Source organism: Halorubrum miltondacostae (assembly GCF_041379815.1).
GTDB lineage: Archaea > Halobacteriota > Halobacteria > Halobacteriales > Haloferacaceae > Halorubrum > Halorubrum miltondacostae.
Genome location: NZ_JBEDNY010000002.1, coordinates 628,906 through 653,874, shown reverse-complemented (window position 1 = coordinate 653,874; position 24,969 = coordinate 628,906). Strand labels below are relative to the sequence as shown.

General features: G+C 60.8%; 6 protein-coding genes. 3 read left to right on the top strand and 3 right to left on the bottom strand.

Features of this window, described 5'->3' with window-relative positions; translation table 11 throughout:
* Positions 1 to 24: 24 nt before the first annotated feature.
* On the bottom strand, positions 25 to 786 hold the full coding sequence (locus tag ABNG04_RS08635) for an ABC transporter ATP-binding protein (protein ID WP_371161780.1): 762 nt from the start codon (positions 784 to 786) through the stop codon (positions 25 to 27).
* Positions 787 to 960: 174 nt separating this feature from the next.
* On the opposite strand from ABNG04_RS08635, the gene ABNG04_RS08630 reads away from it, so the two are divergent.
* Positions 961 to 1,821: a hypothetical protein gene (locus tag ABNG04_RS08630; RefSeq protein WP_371161778.1), complete on the top strand. Its 861-nt coding sequence runs from the start codon at positions 961 to 963 to the stop codon at positions 1,819 to 1,821.
* 11 nt (positions 1,822 to 1,832) lie between these two features.
* On the opposite strand, the gene ABNG04_RS08625 is transcribed toward ABNG04_RS08630, so the two are convergent.
* A complete protein-coding gene (locus ABNG04_RS08625) occupies positions 1,833 to 13,253 on the bottom strand; it encodes a choice-of-anchor D domain-containing protein (protein ID WP_371161776.1) in 11,421 nt (3,806 codons plus the stop codon).
* Between the two features lie 258 nt (positions 13,254 to 13,511).
* Here ABNG04_RS08625 and ABNG04_RS08620 point away from each other — a divergent pair, with 258 nt between their 5' ends.
* Entirely contained in the window at positions 13,512 to 13,745 is a 234-nt protein-coding gene (locus ABNG04_RS08620) for a hypothetical protein (protein ID WP_371161774.1), read from the top strand.
* A 1,703-nt stretch (positions 13,746 to 15,448) separates the two neighbouring features.
* The gene (locus tag ABNG04_RS08615; protein WP_371161772.1) at positions 15,449 to 16,930 is read left to right on the top strand and encodes a hypothetical protein; all 1,482 of its coding nucleotides are present in this window, start codon (positions 15,449 to 15,451) and stop codon (positions 16,928 to 16,930) included.
* A gap of 703 nt (positions 16,931 to 17,633) precedes the next feature.
* Here ABNG04_RS08615 and ABNG04_RS08610 read toward each other — a convergent pair.
* Positions 17,634 to 24,965 carry a S8 family serine peptidase gene (locus tag ABNG04_RS08610; protein ID WP_371161770.1) on the bottom strand — a complete coding sequence of 2,444 codons (7,332 nt, stop codon included), beginning with the start codon at positions 24,963 to 24,965 and terminating at the stop codon, positions 17,634 to 17,636.
* Positions 24,966 to 24,969 lie beyond the last annotated feature (4 nt).

Genomic DNA, 24,969 nt, shown 5'->3' with positions numbered 1-24,969 from the left:
CCACTAATTGGCGTGACCGACTACTCACGTTTCGCGTCGTCCATCACGCAGTTTGATTACGCGGTCTGTTCGAGAGAGTGTGTACTCGTCGTGTGACGCAATCACGATAGCGCGATCTGTCGCGATATCGGTCAACGAGTCAAGCACCTGTTCACCGGTTTCCCTGTCGAGCTCACCCGTCGGTTCGTCAGCAATCACGACGGCTGGGTCAGCAGCGAGCGCCCGAGCAATGGCGACGCGCTGCTGTTCCCCGCCACTGAGGCCGTTCGGGTAATGTGATTCCCGATCAGCAAGCCCGACAGCGTCGAGAAGCTCACTCGCCCGAGATTGCCTCTCGGAACGAGCAGCACCGGCCTGTATCAGCGGGAGCGCGACGTTCTCGCGGGCGGTGAGGGCAGGGAGGAGGTGAAACCGTTGAAACACCATTCCGACATTCTCACGCCGGAAAGCCGTTCGGCGACGGCTGGGCAGCGACCCAACGGTCGTTCCACACACCTCAATCGCACCGGCTGTCGGCGAATCAAGACCGGCAAGCAGGTGAAGCAGAGTCGACTTTCCGCTTCCGCTCGGGCCGGCAACGCCAACCACTTCACCACCGGCAACGCTGAGCGAAACAGACTCTAGGGCCGTCACACTCCGTCCGCCGGAGCTAAAGGCGCTACTATCGGAGTCGTACCGCCGCGTTACCTCCGTACAAGCAACGAGCGGTTGCGATGAGGAGGCGGCTGTCACTGATCGAAATACTATTTTGAATAAGCAAAAAACCAGCCGTCTCGACGCAGACATCACTGCTAGGTCAGCCAGTTACCCGGCACTCCCGAATATCAGCGAGTTTTTAGTAAAATACTCTATATATATATTCTGCGGGTTGCTTCTAATATCACATCTAACGATTTATGTAGATATTAGAATAGATAATATCGCGGATGGTGTTTATGACGCTCAGAAAGTACGTTCTACATGACGGCAGACCTGTCAACCCGACTTGATAATTTGATGAACTTTGGGAACGGGCTCGCTCTCGTTCTGATAGGCGTTATCATGACAGTTATCATAGGATTATTCACGCTGGCAAAGTCGACTCGCCACGCACTGTTGTTCGCGTACGGCGATCCGTCACTCCAGACCGCATACACCGCCCCATTCGTTCATCTCTCTGCGGGCCATCTCGCCGGGAACCTCGCCGTGTTTCTGCTCGTGTCGGGTGCGTTGTATGCGCTTTCTCGGCACGCCCGAATTCCATGGTTGTTCCTCAGTGCCCTCGTGGCTGCGCTGTCGATCTTTCCTGTGACATTGTCGCTCCTCAATCTCGCCATTCCGCGGGATGCGGTCACGTACGGGTTCTCGAGAGTCAATATGGCGCTCGTGTGCTTTCTCCCAATCGCAATTGCGAGGTATATCGAAGCGAAACAGGGGCGAGCGATCGACACGCTGTTGCTGCTCGCAGCTTTTTTCCTCTCGATAAGCGGCATCGCGATGGCCGCTACACCACGGTCACCCCTTACGCTCACCGTGGGAATGGCCGGAGTATCGCTGACCGTCCTGTTCGGCGGACCGTTCGTCCGTCGCGAGCGACGCTTAGCGTATGCCCGCGACCGCTGGCGAGAGGTGGTACTCGACCCGGCGATCATCATCGGAGCCGGGGCGTGGCTTCTCCTGCTCGCGACGGCGTTTCCACAGACCGTCGCCTCAGGAGAGACCGTCACGAACGTGTACATCCACTTCGTAGGGTACGCGCTCGGATTTATGACCGCGTACCTATCACACGAGTGGGAGTTCTTCGGGAACCGCGTCAAAAAGCGGGGTAAAACGGCCAGCTAAGACGCGGTGGCCTACTCTTGCCGGCGCGCGTACAGCGCGATGGTCGCCGCTGCGGCGAGCACCAAGACCACCAAAATGATGGTGATCGTGGGGAATCCGCCCGGTTCCTCGGTTGGTCCGTCACCGGTACCATCGCCTGTCCCGTCGCCGGTGCCGTCATCCGTTCCGTCCCCAGCGGCTTGTTCGACCTCGAACGAGACGGTCGTGGTGTCCGTCTCGCCAGCGTCGTTCGTCACGGTCAATTCGGCCTCGATCGTTCCGGTCTCGTCGACGGTCGTTGTGACCGTCTCACCGGTGAACGTCTCGCCGCCGATGGTCCAGTCGTACGCCACGATGTCACCGTAGCGGTCCGTGGATTCGGCGCCAGACAGCTCGACCTCCTCGCCGGATTCGACTGCCCCAGGCGTCACGTCGGCAACCGCCTCGGGTTCGCTCACGGCAGACGCCGCGAAGTAGGAGAACCCGGGCGTCTCGGCCTCAAGCAGGACGGAGGTGTTAGTTTCGTCAGCAATCTCCGTCTCAAGCCCCTGCCACTCACCGTTCGCGAAGCGGTAGATCCGGAGATCCTCGGCGTCCGCGTCGATCTCGCTGAGCCGCTCGTTGGAAACACGCAGGCGGACGGTGGCAGCGGAGTCCTCGACAACAGTCGGGACAGTAATCCGTGTAACCACAGCAGACGCGCCAGGCGTGGGACCGGTCGAATCAGGCTCTGCGTTGATGGTACGAGCGTTCACGCCACCTGAGACACTGAAATCGAAGGAGACGGAGTCAACGGCCGACGTCTCACCGAACGACGCGGTCGAGCCGCTTGTCTCGGGATCGTCGACGAGGCTGACTGTCTCCTCGGTCACGACTTCGACATCAGCCGGCGGTTCGGGCGGCGTGAGATCCGGCTGTCCTGCGTCCGGAGCACCACCACCGCCGCCGGATGGCGTGTCGTCTCCATCGTCGCTAGGCGGCGTGTCGCCGCCATCATCGTCAGAGGTGACGGTCAGCGTGTTGATGGTCTCTCCGTCGACCGCGACAGCAAAGTCACCGGTCTGGTCCGGCGTGAACGTGAACGTAAGTTGAGTCGTATCACCCGATCCGACCGAGACGGTCTGGGTGTCTACTGTCGTTCCGCCAAGCGTGAGCGTGAAGTCACGCTCACCGGCCGCACCGCCCGTATTTTCGACGTCCACGGTCGCTGTCACTTGGGTACCCGTAGTGACATTCGCTGAACTCAGACTCCCGCTACCACCCACGACGTTGAGTGTCGGCTGCGGTTCGTCAACGACGATGGCGAACTGGGAGAGGCTGTCAGTCGTCGCTTCGTAGTTGAAGTCGGTCTGGCCCTCACTCACGAGAGTCGTTCCGTCGTCTACCGGTTCGTAGCCGGTCCCGTTGTACTGGACGAGTTCGACATCGGACTCGTCAGCGTTCGGGAAGTCAGCGAGTGCAGCCTTGCTCACGCGGAAGCTGAATGTGTTGTTCTCGAATTCGCTGTCAGTGATATTCGACTTCGTCGCTTCCACGTACCGGATGGCACCGACATCGTCAGACACGCTCGCGCCGATCGGGTCATCCGAGCCGTCGATGAACAGCTCGAAGTCCCCGCTGGTCCGGGCGAACGGCTGCGTGCCAGTCACTTCAGCGTCGGCGTCCGGTGCCGGGCTGAACGACCGTTCCGGCTGAAGTCCGGACTGGACGTTGTCGTAGTCGACGTCCGCGCTGCCGTACGTCACGGTAATGATCGTCTGGGAGTTCGAGAGGAACACCGACCGACCGGGCTGCCGCGGGTCATCCGTGATGACGTTCAGCGATCCGAACTTCGCGCCGGGCACCTGCGGCGTCAGTTCCACCGTGACCGTGGTGGATTCGCCCGGTTCGAGAACGCCGTCGCCCGCGTCAGTTACAGTGAACTCATTACCCAGGCCACCGGTGGCGACTACTGTCCGGATGTTTACGTCGGCGTTCGCCTCGACGCCGTTCGAGATCGTCAGCGTCCGCGTGGACGAGTCACCGATCGCCGTCGACCCGAACTGGATCGAGTCACTGCTCACCTGGAGAGCGGTCGTCTTGCCCGTTCCGCTGAGGTCGACATTGAGCGTTCCCTCGTCGGGATCATCGCTCTGGACGACCAACCGCGCGGTCTGTGCGGTGTCGTTCCGCGCGTCCTGCACCGCTCCGTCGTCCGTTGACGGGGTGAAGACGAGCTCGACCTCTTGACTCTCACCTGGCTCGATCGGACTCGTCAGCGACGACTCGGTCACATTGAACTGATCGGAGTCGGCACCCGCGATCCTGAGATCGGAGACCGTCAGGTTCGCGTTGCCATCGTTCGAGACCGTTAGCGTCGTCGTCGTGGTCGTCCCGAGCCGGGTGCGGTTGAACGTGATGCCCTCAGCGCCGAGATCGATCTCCTGCTCGACGCCGGTCACACCGAGGCTGGCGGTGGTCGTTCCGGACTCGGCCGTCTGGATCTCGACCGCCCCGGTCGCACTTCCGGTGACCGTCGGCGAGGCTTCAACGGTGAAGTCCTCCGAACTATCCGCGGCGACAGTGCCGGTCGAGAGACCGCTCACCGAGAACGCGCTGGCGTCGTCGCCGGTCACCGAGATACTCGTGATCTCGACCTCAGCGTCGTTCGTGAAGGTGAGCGCTTGTTCCGTACTGTTTTCGATCTGGATCTCGCCGAAGTCGATCGTCGACGGAGTGAGCGAAGCGTTGCCGGGCTCGCCCGTTCCGTTGAGGTCGATCGAGAGGTCACGCTCGTTGGACGTTAGCTCGAAGGTGCCATTGAATTCGCCCTCGGCTTCGGGTCCGAACGCCACGGTGAATGTGGCGCTTTCGCCGGACACGAGCGCCGTCGATCCGCCGCTCACGACGGTGAACTCTTCGTCACCGGTTGTGGTCGTGGCGTCGATCCGGAGCGTCGCGTTCCCGTCGTTGGTGACGGTGAGCGACCGCCGCTCAGAGCTTCCGGTGCGGACCTCGCCGAACGTCGCGTTCAGATCGCTGGTGACGCTGAGGTTGGGCGCGACGCCTTCCGTGGTGAGTGTCACGTTCGTTTCACCGACCGATTCCGTGGCGATGGTGAGGTTCCCGGTCTGGTCGCCCGTCGCCGTTGGCCCGGCCGTGACGGAGATGGTCCGGCTCGCGCCGGGAACGACGGTAGTGTCGTCGATACCGTCAGCCACGGCGAACGGACCGGTCGTCGAGACGTCGGTGACGTTGAGCGTCTCACCGCCGTCGTTCGTGAGTTCAACCGTCGTTGCCGAGCTCGTCGTGTTGGTCTGGACCTGGCCGAACCCGATCGAGTCCGGATCAACCGTCGCAACCGGCGCGGAACCGGTCCCGATCAGCGAGACTTCAATCAGATCCTCGTCGGGATCGTTAGTCTCGATTTCGAGCGTCGCGGTCTGTTCACCGCTGGTGTCGGGATCGAATCCGACGGTCAGCGTTCCCGACTCGTTACCGGCGATGTCGGTCCCGTTAGCCGAGTCGTCCGTGATGCTGAACGCGTTGGTCGAGTCGCCAGCGATCGAGACGTCCTCAACGGTGAGGTTCGTGCCGGGGAGGCCGTCGTTGCTGATCGTGACCGTCTCGTTCGCCTCCTCCTCACTGACGGTGTTGACGAAGCCGAGGTCACGCTCGGTCTCGTCGACTGCGACGTCCGGGGGCGTGGCCTCGCCGGACAGCGAGACCGCGAACTGGCTACTCCCGGCCACGTCACCGGTCGCTTCGAAGGCTACGGTCGCGGAGTGGCTGCCGTCCTCGGTGGGCGCGAACGTGATGTCGACCGTCTCGGTGTCGCCCGCGCTGAGCGAGTTGTCGAACGTATCGACCTGGAACTGGCCGGCGCCGCTGCCACTCTTCGACGTCACCCGGAGTCCGGTCAGTTCCTCGTTACCTCCGTTCCTCAGTGTGACTGTCCGCGTGATCTCGTTCTCTTCACCGATCGTCCCGTAGTCGATGCTGGAGTTGTCGCCGGTCAGATCGGTCGCCACGCCGGTACCCTGGAGCGTGACGTTGATCGTCGCGTTGCTCGGATCGTTCGTCTCGAGCGTCAGGTTCGTCGTCCGGGTCCCCGGGCTCGACGGTGCGAACCGGACCGGGAGTTCCCGTGTCTCGTCAGGTTGGATGGTGATCGTACCCGGCGATCCAACGAGTTCGTAGGCCGAGTCGGACAGCGCGTCGGCCGTGTCGATCTCCAGTTCCGCGTCGCCGGTGTTCTCGATCACGGTGGCGTTCGTCGAAGCGCCGCCGACCGCGACGTTGTCGAACGTCAGGTTGGCGTCACCGGACGGCGTCGTCACCTGTGCCGTCGCCGTCAGCGTCGTCGCGGTGAGGTTGACCGTCACGTTCTCCACCGTGGAGTCGGGCGTCTGGAACGTGACGTTCGCCGCTGGCGAGGGGTTCGTCGGCGTCACGTTCACCGAGACGAACTCCGACTCGCCGGGGCCAAGGGTTGTGAGTTCGCTACCGTCGCTCTCGACGCCGAACTCGTCAGACCCGTCGTTTCCTTCGACCGGCGTGACCGTCACTTCCTGTGTCCCGACGTTCTCGATGAGGATGCTCGCGTCCTCGGTCTCACCCTGCGTGACGTCCCCAAATGCGAGTTCCCCGCTCGGCGAGGCCAGCAGTTCGCCGGCGTTTCCGGTTCCGGTTGCCCGTACGTCGACGGTTCCGTTGAACGGATCGTTCGACGAGAGGCTCAGGAGGCTCCCGAACGTGCCGGGGTTGTCCGGCGAGAATGTCACAGTGATCGTGTCAGTCTCACCGGGTGCGATCGTGATCGTCCCGGTGGGCGACCGGGTGAAGCCGTCGCCCAGCGACTCCGTGGTGATCCGGAGATCGCTGTTGCCCGTGTTCTCGATTTCGACCGTCTCAGTCGGACTTTGATCAAGATCGGTGTTACCGAACTGGAGACTGGTCTCGTTCACGCTGATGCCAGGCGCCACGCCGGTGCCCGAGAGGCTGACCTCCCGGACCGGGTTCCGCGGCGTGTCGGCGCGGAACTGGAGCGCTGCCGAGGCGTCACCGCGCGTCGTGGGCGTGTACGCCACGGTAATTGTTCCGTTCTCGCCGGCGCCGATCGAACTGGGTGCGCTCTGGACCTCGAACTGGCTGGCGTCGGTGCCGGAGACGCTGGCCGAACCGAGCGAGATCGGGCGGCCGCCATCGTTCGCGACCTCGACGGTGATGGTCTCTTCAGTGCCACCGCCGGGTGCGGCGCTCACGTTACCGAACTCGCCGGAGTCCGGAACCGTGAGCGGGTCAGTGACGGTAATCTCGACCGTGTCGCGCTCGAATGCAGTCTCACCAGAGCTGCTCTTCGTCACGACCGCAGTGTACGTGTCGTTCACGCGGATCGTCGTCTCGGCCGTTCCAACGCTGTCAGTCGTCACCACCTGATCGCCGATCTCGATCGTTGCGCCTTCGATCCGATCGGTGGGGTCGCTCTCATTCGCCACGGTGAATTCGATCCGCTCACCGGAGGCGACCGTTGAGGTCGTCGTCGTCAGGTTGAGTTCGACCTGCTGTCGCGCGATCGAGACGTCAACCGTCTCGAGGTCGTTGATGCCGATCGTCCGGGCCTCGTTGTCGTCGAAGGTTCGCGTGAAGTTTGTCGAGTTAGTCTCGCCGGCTGCGACTGTGACAGTCCGACTGGCGTCCTCCGCACCATTGATCAGCAGCCCCACGTCGACGGAGTCGTTGATCCCACCACGGTTGGTGACGTTCGCTTGCACCCGGATCGACTCACCGACTGAGATGGCGGTCCGGTTCACGCTGAAGTTAGTCACCGTGGCCGCGGGCTCTACGTCGACATCCGCCTCTTCGGTCTCAGTCGTCTCGTTGTGCGACGTAGCGAGCGTCGTCACACCGGTCTCGTTGAGTTGCGCGGTGAGCGTCACGGTGTCCGACTCACCTGCCGGGACTGAGGTCTCGCTGAAGTCCACGGTCGTGGTGGTGTTCTGGAGCGTTACGTTCCGGTCGCCAGCCACGCCGCCGACGTTCAACAGGTCAACCTCGACATCGACCGACTTACCGGCGAACACCGGTTCCTGGGTCGTGACGTCAGCGTCGAGGAGCACCACGTTTGCCGGCCTGTTCACGGTAAACGTCGTGGTGCCGGAGTCGAACGTGGTCCCCTGCTCGTCCTTGGTGACGCTCGCGGAGATCGTGCCTGAGGCGAACGTGGTGTTCACGAGCCCGCTTGCGTTGGTCTCGAGAACCTGCCCGCTCGCGGTGATCGTCGCGTTCCCGACTGCGCCACCGGAGCTGTTGGTGACGTTGAAGACGACACGGTCGTCGGTCGTCGGGTTCCCAGTCTCGACTTCTATCGAGAGGTCAACGGTGCGTTCGGTCACGAGGACGTTCGTGGACTGTTCGTCGTCCTCGCCCTCGTTGATCGTGATCTCCGTTTGACCGACGGTGTCGAACGTTCGGGTGAATTCATCGGTAGTCTCGCTTTCCGCTCCGAGGTTGCTGACCGTTGTGTTGTCGATGTCCGCCGCGTCGCCCACGCTCAGGTTCACCGCGAAGCTATCGTCCGTTGTCGAGCCGCGGTTGCGGACTGTCACGTTGATCGTCGTCTGCTGCTCTCCGACGGTTACTGACGTGTTCGAGAGCGTGACGTCTGTCACGACCGTCTGCGGATCGATCTCGACTTGGCCGGCCACCTCGTCGGCTACTGAGAGTGTCCGCGTGCCGGGCGAGTCGAACGTCGCGTTCAGTTGGACGGACTTCGTTTCGCCACCGCTGAGGGTGACCGTCTTGTTGTCTAGGATCGCGTCAGTACTGTCTGTGAGGTTGATTGTCTCACTACCGGACCGGTCGCCGTTGTTAACGATTACTGCCTCGATCGTCACATTATCCCCGGTGAACGCCTGGGTTTCCACCCTGAACGCGTCGTCGACCACGATGTCGGCCTGTTCTTCGACCGTCACCGTGACCGAGTCGCTATTGAACGTTGTTCCGGCAGCGTTGTCCTCCTCTGCGACCGCAGTAAAGATGCCGCCCTCCTCGATTCCGGCAGCCGCGGGCGTGATGTTCGCTATGCCATCGTCAACGTCGAACGTCTCGCCGTTGAGCCGGATCTGAGCCTGATCGACGAGCGATTGGTCGTCAGCGCGCCTGACGGTGAAGTTCAGCTCCGTGTCCGTCGTTACCGTCGGATTATCGACCGTCAGGTTGAGATCGACAACATTATCCTCAACCCTCACTGTGCCCACGGGGATGTTCTCTGTCGGTCCACTAGCAGACACATCGAACGTCTCGCCGGTGTCTCCGGCGTTGAAGGAGAACGTCCGATTGACTGTGGTGGTGTTATCCCCCTCAATCGAACCTGTACTCGCCTGTTTCTCCTCGCTGCCAACCGTGAAGTTGACTGTGATTCCATCGCTGTCGGTAGTGCTGCCGCGGTTGGTCACTATTGCCGTCACGCGCACGGACTCATTAGTCGTCACCGCGGTAGCGTTGATTGAGGCGTCCGTCACGACCGACTGCGGCAAGATCGTGACATCGCCGGCCTCGACATCGTTGACAGCGAAGGTCTCCGATTCGGCCGTCGCATTGAGCGTCGGCGTCAGCGTGATCGTGCGCGACTCGCCGGCGCCGAGCGTCACGTTCCGAGTTGTGACCGACTCGTCCGAACTGTTCGTGACGTTCAGTTCGAGGGTCCCCTCGGCGCCGCCGTCGTTCTCGACTGCCGCGAAGACCTCGACAGAGTCACCGGCGAACGTCTCGTCGCTCGGGAGGAATGCCTCGGTGACCGTGAGGTTCGCTGGCGCCCTCACTCTAAAGCTGGTGGACGCCCGCTCGAAGGTCTGTGTCGCCGTATCCGCCTTGGTGGCCCGAGCGGTGAACCGATCGGCGTCGTCGAAGGTGCGGTTCACCACACCGTCGTCTCCGGTCCGGAGGGTCGCTCCGTCAACTCTGACCGTCGCATCAACTGGCGATCCGTCGGCGGTGACATTGAACTGGATCGTATCCCCAGTCGTTGTCGACGCGGTCGCGTTCGAGGTGATCCGGAGTCCGACGCTCTCGCGTTCAACCGTCACAGTCTTGCTATCACGATCGCCGACGGCCACGGGCAGGTCGCCCAGTCCCGTCTCGCTCGTATTCCAGACGAACTCCGTCGTCTGCGAGCTGCTGCCGTTAACGGTGATGTCCTGAGTGGCTACCGTACTCCCGTTGACAGTCAGGTTGAACGTGTCCGTGCTCTGTGTCGCCCCGCGGTTCTCGATCGTCGCCGTCACGGTGACATTGTTACCGATCGTCACCGTCGGCGCCACGGAGAACGATGTCGCGGCGAGTGCGGGAGCGACAGTAACCGCCTGGAAGGTCTGCCCTTCGACTTCGATGTTGTCTTCACCCTGGTTCGGATTCACACCGACCACGGTGAACACGAGGCTGGAGCTTTCGCTTCCATTAAGCGTGACCGTTTGACTCGTGTTGGTATCCTGGAAGCTGAAGTTCACCTGCTCCGTGCCCTGGATATCTCCGGCATTTTCGACTGTCACCTCAACCGTCAGGTTCTGACCTGCGAAGAGTTGCGTTCGCAGCGGTGACACGTCCACGACCTGGATGTCCGCAGGCGCGTTGACGCGGATACCGACCGAATCAGACAGGAAGGCAACGCCTGCGTTCGGTTCCTTGACCGCTGTCACGGTGACGCTGCCCGCTTCCTCGAATGTGATCGTCTCTGTGCCGCTGTCACCAGTCGTCGCCTGCGCTTCGCCATCAACCAGAAGCGTCGCGTTCACCGGTTGACTGTCGTTCTCCCGCGTGACGGTGAACTCGACGGTGCCGTTCTCGGTGACCTCCGTCGCGTTCGCAGTAACGTTCAACTGCCGAGCGGTGCGATCGACGCGCACGAGTTGGCCCTCAGACCGCACCGCACCGTCAAGTATGACATCACCAACGGTGATCTGCCGGTCTCCATTAGTGTCGAACGAGGTCGTGAAGTTCAGCGAACGACTTTCACCGGCAGCAAGACTCCCTGTTACCGGCTCCACCGCTACCGGCTCGCTGTCAACGAAGACTGTAGCATTGAACGCTCTGGAGATATCGTCTTCATTGCTGACCGTCGCGTTGATCGTGACCGTCTCACCCGTGGTCACTTGGACTGGGTCGACCGAGAGGTCACCGTAGACGATGTCCGACGCTAGTAGCACGTCAAGTTCGACCGTGTCCTCGTTGAACGCCTTGGTGGCGTCCCGTTCTTTCGTCGCGGTGGCGATGACCGTCCCCGCGCCAGTCACTGTGAGGACCGCCTGACCGGAATCGTCCGTCTCGGCGGTCGCGTTACCGACGGTAACAGTCGCGTTATCGACCGGCTCACCGTCTACGGTTCCGTTACGCACCGTGAACAGCACGTCGCTACCGTTGAACGGCCGCGTCTCGTTCGCCGTGATGCTGAGATCGACGACCCTCGTCTCAACGTCAATCTCGGTCTGAAGCTGTGTGCCGGCGAGGAACTGATCGCTGACAGTGACGTTCCGCGTTCCGAGTTCTTCGAACGACGTCGTGAAGGTAATCAGTTCCTCGTCGGTCGCGTCAAGCGACCCGCTCCGTGGCTCACCAACCTGTGTTCCGTTGACGAGCAGCGAGGCGTTGTACTCGCCCGGTAGGTCCCCCTCGTTCGAGACGGTCGCAGTTATCTCAACGGTTGAGTTCGCCTCAACAGTCGAGGGAGCCTCCAGATTCGAGTAGGTGATGGCTGCCGGTGCGAGAACGGTCAGATTGCCAGTTACGGAGTCGTCCTCGCTGGCGACCGTGTGATTGTACTCGCCCGCTTGGTCCACGACGACATCCTCGAAGACCACCCGTTCGGTCTCGCTGTCGTTCAGTTCGACGGACGTGGACTCGACCGGCTCACCATCGGGTTCGAGCCTGAGTTCGACGGTCTGCGTCGCATTCACCCCGCCGATGTTCGTTACACTCGCCGACACGTTGAACGGCTCACTCTCGTTGACCGCCGTGCTCAGCGGATCGAGGTCTGTAACGGTGAACTCGGCCGCCTCAAGCACTCGGACCGGAAGGGTAGCCGTATCGTCTGCGGAGAAGGCCGCCACGTCGTACTGGCCGGAAGCAATGTCTTCGGTGGTTAGCGTGAACTCGACGTTCGTACTGTTTCCGGCGTCGAGTGAGACGGTCGGCACCTCCGGTGCGAACGTGACATTCCCACTCTGATTCTGTAGGCTAACCTCGATATCTTGGCTGCCGGAAACGCCTCCGACGTTCGAGACGTTGACGACGACGGATAGGTTCTCTCCCTCGGCCACCTCTGTATCGGAGACGTCCGGATCGATCGAGACATTAAATTCTGCGTCCCCTAGCACTTCAATCTGCGCGGGCGCAGAGTCCCCGTCAGTCTCGACTTCGAACGGGAGAACTTGATCTTCGTCTGTTTCGTCGGTCGCAACGGTGAATTCGATCGTAGTCGTGTTGCCGGCACCAATTTCCACGTCAGACTGCGTGCCAACTATCGCGCCCGTGCCGTTCCGGAGGGTCACGTCGGGCGTGCCCGAGACGTCACCGATGTTCTGGATGACGGCTTCGATCGTACCGTTCGCACCGGGCGCGACGGTGTCGTTGGCGACGCTCTCAATCACGAACGCCGCGGGTTGCTGTACGGTCACCGTGCGCGTCGCATTGCTGGCACCGGCCCGAACCGCGACGTCGATTTCCTCGCCGGCGTCGTTCGCGTCGGTCCCGTTACCGAACTCGAATGTCTGAGATTCGGACGCGTTGAGCGTGACGTTCCCTCTGGTTTCAACGAGCGTCCCGTCGAACAGGAACTCGACGTCTTCCGTGCCCGCCGCACCCCCGATATTCGAGACGTTCGCGGTGACGTTGACTGGGTCACCGGCGACGACTGGGTCAGTAACGGACGTGATACTGACTTGGAACTGCGGTCCGGGGAGTGCCTCGATCTCGAGCGTGTCCGCGTCGTCCTCGGTGGAAACGGTAACAGTGTAGTTTCCGGCGTCGAGAGTGACACCCTCGAACGTGAACGAGACGGGTTCGGATTGACTGCTGTTAAGTGAGAGTTCCTCGGAGATGGTGTCTCCGTTGAGCTCAGCGGTAATCTGTTTCGTACCGCTGAGGTTGCCGGTGTTGTTGATATCCGCTACGACGGTCAGGTCGCCGTTCGGGGCGACCTCCGTATCCGAGGCGCTCTCGTCGATGTCGACGGAGAAGTTGGCGGGATCTTTGTCAGTGACCGTCAGTGAAATACCGTCTCTGTTTTCTGAGAATTTATTCGGGACAACCTCAATATTATACTCCGTATCAGTGTCATTTACACGATTTATCAGGGTCGGATCCAGATTACCCTGCTCATCGCTTGTGAGTATTCCCTCATTCTCTGTATTGACTGTGAAATTCAGCGTCTTTGACTCTGTTGCGTTAAGTTCAACGCTAATCTCTTTTCTACTTTCCACTCGGAAGAAACCTTCTACAGGTTCACTGAACTCACCGATCTGGACATTATTTCCTTGTAGTTCGAATGTTTCGGTTGTTCCCGAGGAGCCAAGATTCCGGACTTCTGCCTCAACACTGAACGATCCATTAGGCGGAACAGTTGTATCCGTATTTGTTCTATTTATTTCAGTGGTGACGTACGGATCAATCTCCTCTTGTAGCGTGATACCGTCTACTTTCGTCGTACTCAGTTGACCAGTTTCGTTCCCCTGCGCGATATGGATGATGTTGTAGTCACCTTCGCTGAAGTTCGCCTGCGTCTCGAGTTCGAAGGTCGTTTCGGGGCCCGTATCAGACTTGGCGACCACCGAGACATTAAGTACATCAGTTCCTGTGGCAGTGTTGTTCAGGTCACCACCCACTTCACCGGCGATGAAGTCCAAGACATCACCCGGTGTCATGACCGTCCCGGGACCGTCATCTCGTTCGTTGAGGTCTCGCCCGAGTATTGAGACGTTATCATCGATCTGTCTCGGCCCCTCTACCGCTACAAACGATGTTTCCGTCGAGATATTGTCGGTACTGAGTTCTGAAACGTTGTTGACTACCGCATCGATAGTCTGACCGTTCAGATCACTTTCTTCGTAGAGTAAAGCGACCTGCTGGATATTCTCGTCTTGGAAGTTTGCGTCCGCTTCAAACTCAAGGGTTTCACCGAGCCGGAATTCCGGACGGTCCGACCCTTCAAGCGTTGATGCCGTGTCCTGAACGGTTGCCATCGCGATGCCGACCGCTCGCGTTCTGGTGAAGTCATCGAAGTCCGCAACCGTGCCGTTAGTGATGGGCATCCCGTCTTCGTTGACTATGAGGAACACGTAGTCACCGGCACCGTCGCCGTCTTCAGACGGATTAAACTGAATACTCCCTGTCTCGCCGATGGTGAAGTTCCGAACGACCGTGGCGCTTTTGCCCTCAACGAGTTCATCAAACTGGGTGACTTGCCCGAGCCCCTCCTGCTGGATGTCGGTGTTTACCGCGACGAGCTTCGCTTGGGACTGATTAAACCGGGGATCTGCGTTGATATTGGTGTTCGCAGCAATACCGCCGAACCTGATCGAGATATTATCGTTCGATCCGTATACAGATACGCCCGCTTCGTCGGCGTTGGCCGAAGTAGCCACGGTTTGGGCGATCGGAATTGACGCATCTCCGAATTCAGACACTACAACACTCGTTCCCGGAACGTTGGTCGTCATTCCAGAGTCTGTTCCGGGAATGGACCGCGTCGCTGCGATAGCTCCGGGCCAGAGGCCAAGGTTGGATTCAACGTTTATGAATTCAACACCGCTACCGATTGGGTCTGCGAGAGTTTCAAACGTCGAGGTATCTCCATAGATGTCGGACGCGCCGTCTCTCTCAACAACAGCGCGGAATTCATAAATCGTCTCAGGTTGAAGGAATCGAGCCGTAGTACTGAACGAAGAGCCGTTCTGAGCAGTCTGGGATTCAGTCTCAGTGAATGTTGTCTCACCGTTCTCACGGAACTCGAAGCGGACCGTTACATTGTCGAGGCCACCTGTATTTTCGACTTCGCCACGGAGAACTTTCGAGTAAGCCAGTTGATTACCGTCTAAACTACCGTCGCTTGCGGCAAGTGTAGTGACGTTGATACCGGAGGAGGTATTTTCACTCTGTAACGTAGTCGATTGTGCTCCAGTGTTAGACTCCGACGTCGTATTCCCGTCATCGGTTCCCGACGTCGTATTCCCGTCATCGGTTCCCGACGTCGTATTCCCGTCATCGGTTCCCGAAGAATTGGTCGTTGATTCGTTCCCCCCTGCGTCAAACTGAGCGTCGAGTTGCTCGTTACCGCCGTCGAGCTCCTCAACGCCGTCGCCTCCGGAGGCAACAGCTCCGGATGGCATCATAGATGTAACCATCATGAATGCGAACATGATGGCAAAGACCTGCTCACGGCTCGGAAGTAGCATACAGACTGATACTATAGTCAACTAGTATAATAGTTTCCATCAGCTGAATATTTCTAACGATTGACTGCTGCCAGTTTCCGTCTTTCGGCGGTGATATTTCCAAAAAAGCACGACGAAGGCGAAGGTCGATTAGCTACTCGGTGACGGAGCCGCCGCAGGTGAACGTTTCAAATACACGGTCTTTCTGACGCCAGCACGGCAGGATTTGGGTGGTCACAAAAACTATGTACGGTGACTGTCGAATCAAGATGATGAAATCTGGTTCAACGCAGGCCCTCCTCTTTGCGCTAGCTGTTCTCTCCGCGGTCGCCTTCGGTGCGGCGGCGGTGGCCACCGCGTCAGAACACTACAGCGTGACCTCTGCGGGCAGTGTCGACGTTCCCGATCGAACGGTTACTCTAGGCGGTCAGGAGTTCAATATCGAGTCCGTCGGTCATGTGACGCCTGGCGAAACCGTCGAAGCGACGACGGAGGCACCAGAAGAAAAGGAGTATATTCTGTACCTGTACGACAATCAGGTAACTCGAGTCGATTTTAGCCGAATGACTGGGAATGACTCGGCGTCGTTCCCAACCGACGGACTTGAGCCAGGGACGTATGTTCTCGTCGTCCGGGCGGACCGGGAATTCAAGACCATCCATCCGGTTGTGGTTGCCGGCTATGAGCCGACCGTCGACACCCCCGGAGCGGTGACGCCCAGCGAGTCGTTCACCGTTGAAATCGATCCCGACGCCGAAAAGTACGAGGATGCGCCCGACATGGATTCGATCACGGTCGTTCGGACCGAGGACGGCGAAGCGGTCGAAGAGGTCGAAGCGACCCCGGTCGAGGGGAGTGACAACTACGAGGCCGAACTCACCGCGCCCGACGAGGAGGGGGACGTTCGGCTGTTGACGAGCGTGTTCGGCGAGGAGTCGATCGCGTACACCTCCGAGCAGGAGATACTCGCGCTCACGAACACGACCCTCACCGAGTCAGCGTTCGAGGTGGCGATCGACGAGGGAGCTTCGACAGCAGAGGTCTCCGAAAACGAGACGGTTGAGATCGTCGCTAACGTCGAGAACACCGGCGACTTTACCGGAGATGCGACCGTTGAATTGTCGCACGATGGCGATCCCGTTGATGACGTTACCGTGTCTCTCAACGGCAGCGAAAGCGCTGTCGCGACGTTGACCGACGACGCTGACAACATCGATCCGGGCGAGTTGGAGTACACGGTTTCGTCGGCCGATAGTACGGACACGCTAAACGTGACGATCACCGAGTCGACAGACGGAACAGGTGGGGAAGACGCGTCTGAGTCTCCGGAGAACGGCGCCGGGGGTGACGACGAGACTCCTGAGGGTGAGGCGACGAACGGTAGTTCCGACGGTGCGGGTACCGACACGGAGAAAGTAGACAACGGGACCAGCACTGGGAATACTGACACGGGAGCGGCCGGAAACGGTACTGACGACGGAGATGGACCGGAGAACGGCACCGATATCGACAGCAGCGAAAGCGCTTCCGGTGGTACTGAGACGACAGACGGCGATTCAACGAGTGGGGATGGACAGACCTCAGACTCGTCAAACGACACCGATGATGGTGCCATCGAGCCGAACGATCAAGTCGCTTCTTCTGATTCAGTCCCGCTCACTGGGGTTCCGCAGTTCCTCGCAGCAGTACTCACGATCGGGGTGCTCGCGCGTTCGCGAAGCCGGTAGCAATCAGTAGTCGTTTTCGCTGCGTGAGCGGTTCGGATACAGTCCGCAGGTCGCGTCCGAGGGCCCAGTCACTACATGAGATGGAGAGTGGTGAGAATTCACTTGTACCTTCGTGAAGTAGCCGTGGTCTTGGCTGTGTGCGTCGCTGAAGTACAACACCGATTTGTCATCAGACGATACGACAGTAGCAGTATGGACATCGCGGTCAATACTGATTTCTCCTCACTTGTTGGGCCCAACGGATAATCAAGACTAGATGAGTTAGAGACGCGCTCGCCGCGCGTGGAGACGACAGGGAGTTGCTTTCGTGACGAGATACAATCGCCGTTGTGTGAGTGGCGCAGTTAGCGTGGAGCATGCGGGTGTGCCGTCCAGCAGTAGGTTACGAGCTAGTGTTGTACTCGCCCCGATCAGAGTGGTGGAATTCGTTTTGAGCCGCTGTACTATCAGCAGACCGCAAGGGTCTCACTCTCGCGATTGTGGAAGGTAGTCGTCGTGTCAGGTTGCTGTTGCCGGCAAAGAGGCGGTTTCCCGTTTAAATATAGTTGTGAGGGACAGAGAATGTTGCTCTCAGTCGACGTCTTGCTGATCCCAGCGCTGCCGCACACGGGACGTTTCTCAGGGTTTGTGAGCTCAAAAAGATCAGCGAGCAATAGTGTCGACGAGCGACGGTTCCCGTCGCCGGCCGACAGCGCCTCACCGGTCAGTCACGAGCGCGTGCGATGATGACCGAGACGAGCAACGCGACGACCGCAGCGAGCGGTCCGAAGCCGGGCACCTCGTTGTCGGTACCCTCCTCAATGGTAACATCGACGGTGTCGGTGGTCGTCTCGCCGGTGACCGTGTCTGTCGCAATGAGCGTGACCGTGTACGTGCCGGTGGCGTTGTACTCGTGGGCGACGACCGCGTCGCTCACTGTCGTGCCGTCACCGAACTCCCACTCGTAGGTGACGTTCGCGGTCCGGTTGTCACTCGTGCTTCCCAGCGCGTCGAATTCGATGATGTCGCCGACTGACGCACTCGTTCGCTCGGCCGTGAGCGTTGCTGTGACCGGTTCCACCACCCGCACCGCGATCCGATCTGTATCGGAGACGCTCTGGTTCGCCGCGGTGAGCGTCACGTTGTATGTCCCTGTGGCGTTGTACGCGTGAGTGACGGTTTCGCCCGTTGCGTTGGTCCCGTCACCAAGCGTCCAGTTGTACGCGAGGTTCGTCCCCTCGCTGGCGGACGCATTGAACGAGATGGCCTCGGCGGGGTACACCCCGGTCTGGTTCGCGGAGATCTCCGCGGTGACCGGGTTGACGACGCTAACGGTGATCTCCTCCGTGTCGGACGCGCTCGCGTTCACCACAGTGAGCGTCACGTTGTACGTCCCGGTGGCGTCGTAGGCGTGGGTGACGGTCTCTCCGGTCGCACTCGTGCCGTCGCCGAGCGTCCACTCGTACGTGAGATCCGTTCCTTTGCTCCCGGAGGCGTCGAACGATATCACGTCGCCGGGGAACACCTCAGTTTGGTTCGCGGTGATCGCGGCCGTGACGGTCGGGTCGGACGGCTCGCCGCCGCCAGGACCATCATCGCCGTCGTTATCACTGTCCACAAAGACCGTCGCGTCTCGGGTGACGACCGGAATCGACTCGTTACTCTCGTTGAGTGCGGTCGCCTTGCTAAATGCGAGCTCGGTCTCGGCTGACTGGTCGATCGACTCCGCGGCGGTGAACTCGGCTGTCACGAGCGTCCCGTTGCCGGCCGTGCCCTCGATATTGTCCGTGGAAATACCGACATCGAGGGTTCCGTTCTCGTTGTCGACGTCCTCGACCGATATCGCGTCGGCACCGAGGAACGACCCCGCTTCGACCGACGTGACGTTCAGGATATCTGGGGCGAACGAGACGACGAAGTCGGCCGAAGTGACGTTCTCCGGCGTGTCGACCGTCACGTTCGTCGAGAGTGTGTCTCCGGCCACGACTGTGTCACTTTCGGGTTCGACGGCGATTTCGGTCGCATCCGCCGGCGGTAACTCGACCGGAAGCTGTTCGTCCTCCGTCACGGTGAGATCATACGTGCGCGTCGTATCGGCGAACGCATCGGACCCCTCGGGTGGGGACACATCCACCGTCACGTTCCCAGCCACCTCGACGCCGGGACGGTCGGCGCCCGGAAAGAGCAGGTCGCCGTCGGCGTTCGTCGTCTGGTCCCCGGTACCGATCGCGTATCCGTCTCCGTGAGTGTCTTCCCATTGAACGATTCGAACCCGCGCGTCTTCGACCGGCGTGTCGGTCTCGTCGACGACCGTGACGTTGAGAACGTTCGCCTCGGGGAGCGTGTAGTTTCCGAGGTCGGTGTCGCCCTCGACGATCGAATCGGGGCCAAACGTGTACAGGTCGGCTATTCCGTCACGCGTCGAGATGGCGTTACCCTCTACCTGTCCCTGATAACCGACTGCTGGACGAGACCCGTTTTCGACGCTGACGACGAAGCTACCCTCCGGGTCGATCTCAGCGCGGTCCGCTCCGGCGTTCTCTGTCAGGACGGTGACGACGCCCGCCGCCGGCTGATTGTCGGGTTTGAGGACAGTTCCGGACGCTGTTACGATCTCTCCCTCGAGCCACGGATCGAACGTGACATTCTGGGTGACGTTATCTCCGGTTCCATCGGCTGCCGTGCCGGTATTCGGATCAGCAACGCCACCGCCAGGTCCGCTGACGGCGCCCCACCAGTTACCGGTCGCTTCGATCGTCGCGTTACCGTCGGGCACTATCGCACCGAACTCCGCGTTGCCGGCGATCTCGTTCTGGCGGGCGTCGATGTAGCCTCCGTTACTGGCGTTGAGGCCGACGCGGTTGTCGCGGACGTCCACGTCCTGTAGGTACGCGTCTGCGCCACTGACCGAGACGACGCCCTGATCGTTGTCGACGAACACGTCGGCGTCGGCGAAGGCGCGTGCGTTCTCTCCGCCGACGCCGAGAGCGACCGACGTGTTCTCGATACGATTCTCGAACGTTTCGATCGTGACGCTGTAATCCGTGGTCGGGTCGAGCGGCGTCTCGACGCCGATACCGAACTCGGCGGTCGTAATGTCGTTCCGCTCTATGTCAATCTCTCTGAAGTCCTGCGCAGAGCCGACACCGACGCCGACATCGGTATTCGAGATATCGTTATTTTCGACGCGGACATCGCCGGCAAACCCGGCGTATCGTGCTGAGGTGATTGCGACACCGACTGCGGAGTCAGCGAGTTCGTTCCGGGTGACTTCGATGTCGAACGTGTCGCTTTCTGTGCCAGATGCCGACACGGAGACAGCGCCGAACGACTCCGTTCCGTTCACCGTGTTGTTGGTAACGACAGCGTCGGAGAGGTAACCGCTGTCCGCGGCGTCGAGAAGAACGCCGGCACTCTGGAACCGCGCATTCCCGAGGTCATTGTCGCGAACTTCGACGCCGGTGAGGTCCGCATCCTGTGCGACGGCACCGATGCCGGTGTCGTTGTAGCTCCCGCGAAGCGTGTTGCCGGCGATGAGTACACCGTCAACGATCGCGGTCGGGGAGACACCGATCCCGACGACCGTGCCGGTGTCGTTGGTCGCAGTCGTCGACCGGCTTGGCACGGTCATGGTAGCGCCCTCGACAGCGTCGGAATCGGACGTAACATCCCCGTCGCCGTAGACGGCATTCTCGAGGACCGCACTGCCGGTGGTGTCACCCAGTACGATCCCTTCTTGCGTCGGATCGTCGATGACATTCTGTCGGACGTACCAGCCGACGTTCGGGTCGGCGCCGTCAGAGGTTTCGGCCGCGATTCCCGTCGAGACGTTTCGGACCGTGTTATCGATGACTCCGACGTTCGTGGTGTTGCCGGCGAGAGTACCGATGCCGACATCGTAGTTCCGGACGTGGAACCCAGCGATTGAAACGTCGTCGACACCCCCCGAAACCACGAAGGCGGCCGTCCGCTCGTCGCCGCCATCGAGGATCGTCTCGGCGGGCGAGGCGACTGACGACGAACTCGTCTCGTAAGCCGCTTCGCTGACGAGCGCGACCGACTTCGTGACGTTGACCGTCTCGTTGTACGTCCCGTTCTCGACGACGATCAGCGCGTCCTCGGACTCGCCGTCAACCGCGGCCTGAATCGACGTGTAGTTGCCGTCGTCATCGCCGTACGACGATCCGACGTAGGCGCTCGGTGACCGCTCGTCGAGCGTGACAGTGGTGCGCGTCTCGCCGTTGACGGTGACGCTCGTCTCGGCCGCCGTCTGGTTCAGCCGCGGGAGCGGCGGCGGCGACACGGAGACGTCAGTGGAACCGTTCATCTCCAGCCCGAAGACGTCGTCCGGCGATATCGGGACCCCGCTGGCATTGGTCTGTATACGGTATCCGGTGCCGAAGAATTCGTCCGGAGCGGCGTCTCTGTACTCCACACTCGCCGCCTGAACCGCCGATCCGCTTTCGTTGACAACGTCGACCACGAGCGGGTGCCCCCGTTCCACTTCGACCGTACCGAGACTCGAGTTCGTCGTGTTGATTAGCGCAGCGTCGGCCGTGTCGCTCGTACCGACCGAAGGGGTAACACCTTCTGACGCGTCGGACGACGCGACAGAGTCGGGAGCGGTGGTAGTGGTGTCGCTGCCGGAGAGGTCGACGGTGCCGATGTTCTGTATGTCGACGTTTCCGTTCCGCTCGAAGCCCTCTTGGCTTCGGTCGGCTTCGAGGTACGTGAGATCGTACACGCCGCCGCTCTCGACTTCGACCGCGAAGGAACCGTCTGCTTCGGTCTCGGCCCATTCGTAGAGGAACTCGCCTGTGTCGCGGCGGTTGACGATGACGGACCGCTCGGCCACCGGGTCGCCGTCGGCCGTGGTGAGTTCGCCGGTGATCATCTCCGTCGCGGTCGAACCGTCGTCACCGTCGTCACCGCTGCCCCCGTCCTCCAGCGACGGCACGGTCTCGACGTGGAAGGCGTTTCGCGTTTCGGTGTAGTACGCGTCGCCACCGGTGTCAGCGACCAACGTGGCGAAGTGGAGCGTTCCGTCGTAGTCGCTGGCGTTGACCGTCGCTTCGAGCTCTTGGACGTTCCCTTCGGTCGTGACGGTCACGTCGTGCTCGTTCCAAGTGCCGTTGGGGTTGACCGTCTCGTTTGCGAACGCCGGATCGTCCACGTCGCCGGGTGCGGTGAGTATCCGAGCGGCGCTGTCGTTGACGCCGTCGCTGCTGTCGACGTCGACTCGGATCGTGACGTTGCCGGCGTCGACCCGGTTGTACTGGTCGGCGTCGCCGATCTCGACGCTTTCGAGCGCCGGTGGGGTGTTGTCGGCGGTCTCATCGTCGTCGTAGGTGACGAGCGTTGTCGTTCGCGTTTCCGTCGAGAGGACGCCGCTCGGGTTCCGACCGAGCATGCCGACGCCAACCTCGTCGCCGTCGGTGAGGTCCATATCAAGGAACCTGGAGAACGAGCCCTGACTGGTTCCATTTGCGACCACATCACCGTTAACCGTCACCGCGTACGGGTTATCCAAGTAGGCCTCGTTATCCTCCTTGAGTGCCCTGTAATCGAGGCGGTGTGGCGGCTGATCGGCCGCAAATACCCCGTGAACGTCGAGACTATTCGGGCCGAGAGTTAGAGACACGTCACCGGTGGCCGGGAGACGCTGGAATGCCGCTTCGAACTCCTCGCCGCCGGAAGGGTTCTCATATCTGTCGATTTGCCAGAGATCGCCGGAATTTGTCCGTGCGTTTACCGCGATATCAGCAGTCCCAGAAAGATGTACTTGCTGTGAACCACGGTCACCGACATCCCAGACGTAACCCGGTGAGATGGCGTCGTCATAGCGATTTGATGAGGAGTACAAGAAGATTCCGTAGTCTTCTCCCCTAGTACTCCGAAGGTAGCTGCTGTTCACTGTTGCGAACTCATCTGGCTGGACCACGTACTCGACCGGGCCTGTCACGTCGAGAACGTGGTAGACATCGTAGTAGACATCATCCACGTCAAGATCGGCACCACTTTCGTGTTGACTGCCCGGTGCAAAGGTGTGTGCCACGCTAGCGTTCACCCGGCTATCTGGCGTGAACCGGACCGTTTTTGCGTTCGTGCTGGCATACGGACCGCTCCACGTTGTAAATGAATTCTCGACCCGGAATTGGGCGCTCGGCGTTACCTGGACCGATCTGACGCCATCCTCAAATGCGGAGCCGTTCAGCGTGACGGGCACCGTCTCCGACTCATTGAGTGTCACGCTCTGCGTCTGCGAGACGTTCACCCACTCCGCGGTAGAGATCGGCTGGTTGGCTTCCTCGTCGAAGCCGGCGGAGTGAACGACGTACTTGTCTCCAGTCGCGAGGAACGTCGCCTTACCGTCCTCACCGATGTTCGTCACCGTCGTCTCGTCGCCGGATGCGATCCAAACCGGATCCCCTTCGACCGATCCGCGGTCACTGAAGGCCGTTTTCTCGACGGTGACGCGCTCCCCGGAGACGAATCCGAAGACCGCGCGATGCTGGTCGTCGGTTCGGTTCTCGACGAACACTATTTCGCCGGCGTACGACCCGCCGTCCACGTCGGTGGCGACGGAGTAGTTCAGCGTGGCCGATTCGTTCGCATTAAGCTCGACTCGGTCGCGTTCGACCCACGGCGTCTCGCTCGCGGTCCCGTCCGTGACGTCGGTCATCGACGGCTCGACGAGCAGCTCGACCGAATCGTCAGTCGGGTTCTCGAGGGTTAGCGTTCGGTTGATATGCGGCTCGTCACCGACGACACCGAGACTTTCGCTCGCGTTGGTGAGAATGAGACCGGGCGATACGGCGTCGCTTGCGTTCACCTGCCCGGTCCCCTGCGCGAACGCATCGGTCGGGGAGTCCGCGTCGCCGACGGGTGCGTCTGTCGTCGACAACAGCGTGTTTCGGACGCGATCGGGCGTGGCGTCCGGATCGGCGTCCAGCATCATGGCCACGACGCCGCTCACGTGGGGCGTCGCCATGCTCGTTCCGCTGTATTCGACGTACGGGTCAGGCGTGTCGCTACCGGCAGCCCCGCCGGCGTTCGGCGCGGCAATACTGACGCCGGGTGCGACGAGATCCGGCTTGACTATCCCCGCCGTTGTGGGGCCTCGCGAGGAGAAGCTCGCGAGCGTGCCCGTCGAACCGTCCGTAGCGCCGACCGTAATACTGGATGGCGCAAGCGCGGGTGAGCCGATTGTCTGGCGGTCGGGACCGTTGTTTCCGGCGGCGGCCACGACGATTGACCCATTCGCCTCGGCTTGTTCAACGGCTTCAACGATCGGGTCGTCGATGTCTCCTGGTCCGCCGAGACTCATCGAGATGATGTCGGCACCGTTCGTATCAGCATACTCGATGCCCTCAATGACCTGCGAGATCGCCCCGGCACCGTCGTCACCGAGCACTTTCACGTCCATGATATCGGCGCCAGGCGCGACACCAGTGAAGTTCTCGTCTACGGAGCCGTCACCGGCGACCGTCCCGGCGACGTGGGTTCCGTGACCGTTACGATCGCCAATTCCATCGCCGGTGAAATCGGTTTGGTTGATAACCGTGTCGTTAAGATCCGGGTGGGTGGCGTCGACGCCCGTGTCCAACACGGCCACCGTCACGCCAGACCCATTCACACCGTACTGCCGTTGAGCCCGGTCACCTGCGATCGCTTCGACAGACTCGTTGAGCGACACGTCGACTGTGTAATCGAGATAGACAGAGTCGAGTCCGAACTCGTTGTCCAGTCGTTCAATCGCCGTTCTACCGGCGCTTTTGTCGATCGTGGTGGCGCTCGCGCCGACCGAATCGAGCGAGCGCGTGTCGGAGAGTCCAGAGATGGCGTCCATGGTCCCGACCGATGATGAGCTCGCCTCACCCGTGTCAACGATAACAGGAATCACGTCGGCTTTGGCATCGGTCAGGCCCTGTTCGATGAGAAGTTCGACATTGAACAGTTTCGGATCGTACACCGAGAAGTCGACGTCGCTCGGATAGACGTACGTCGAACCACCGGCCTCAACGACCCGAATATTCGCTGTCGTCTGACTGGTCACGGAC

Excerpts from the sequence above, each read along its gene's own strand:
- ABNG04_RS08635 (WP_371161780.1), bottom strand. The coding sequence starts at position 786 with ATGTCTGCGTCGAGACGGCTGGTTTTTTGCTTATTCAAAATAGTATTT.
- ABNG04_RS08630 (WP_371161778.1), top strand. The coding sequence starts at position 961 with ATGACGGCAGACCTGTCAACCCGACTTGATAATTTGATGAACTTTGGG.
- ABNG04_RS08620 (WP_371161774.1), top strand. The coding sequence starts at position 13,512 with ATGGATGATGTTGTAGTCACCTTCGCTGAAGTTCGCCTGCGTCTCGAG.
- ABNG04_RS08615 (WP_371161772.1), top strand. The coding sequence starts at position 15,449 with ATGTACGGTGACTGTCGAATCAAGATGATGAAATCTGGTTCAACGCAG.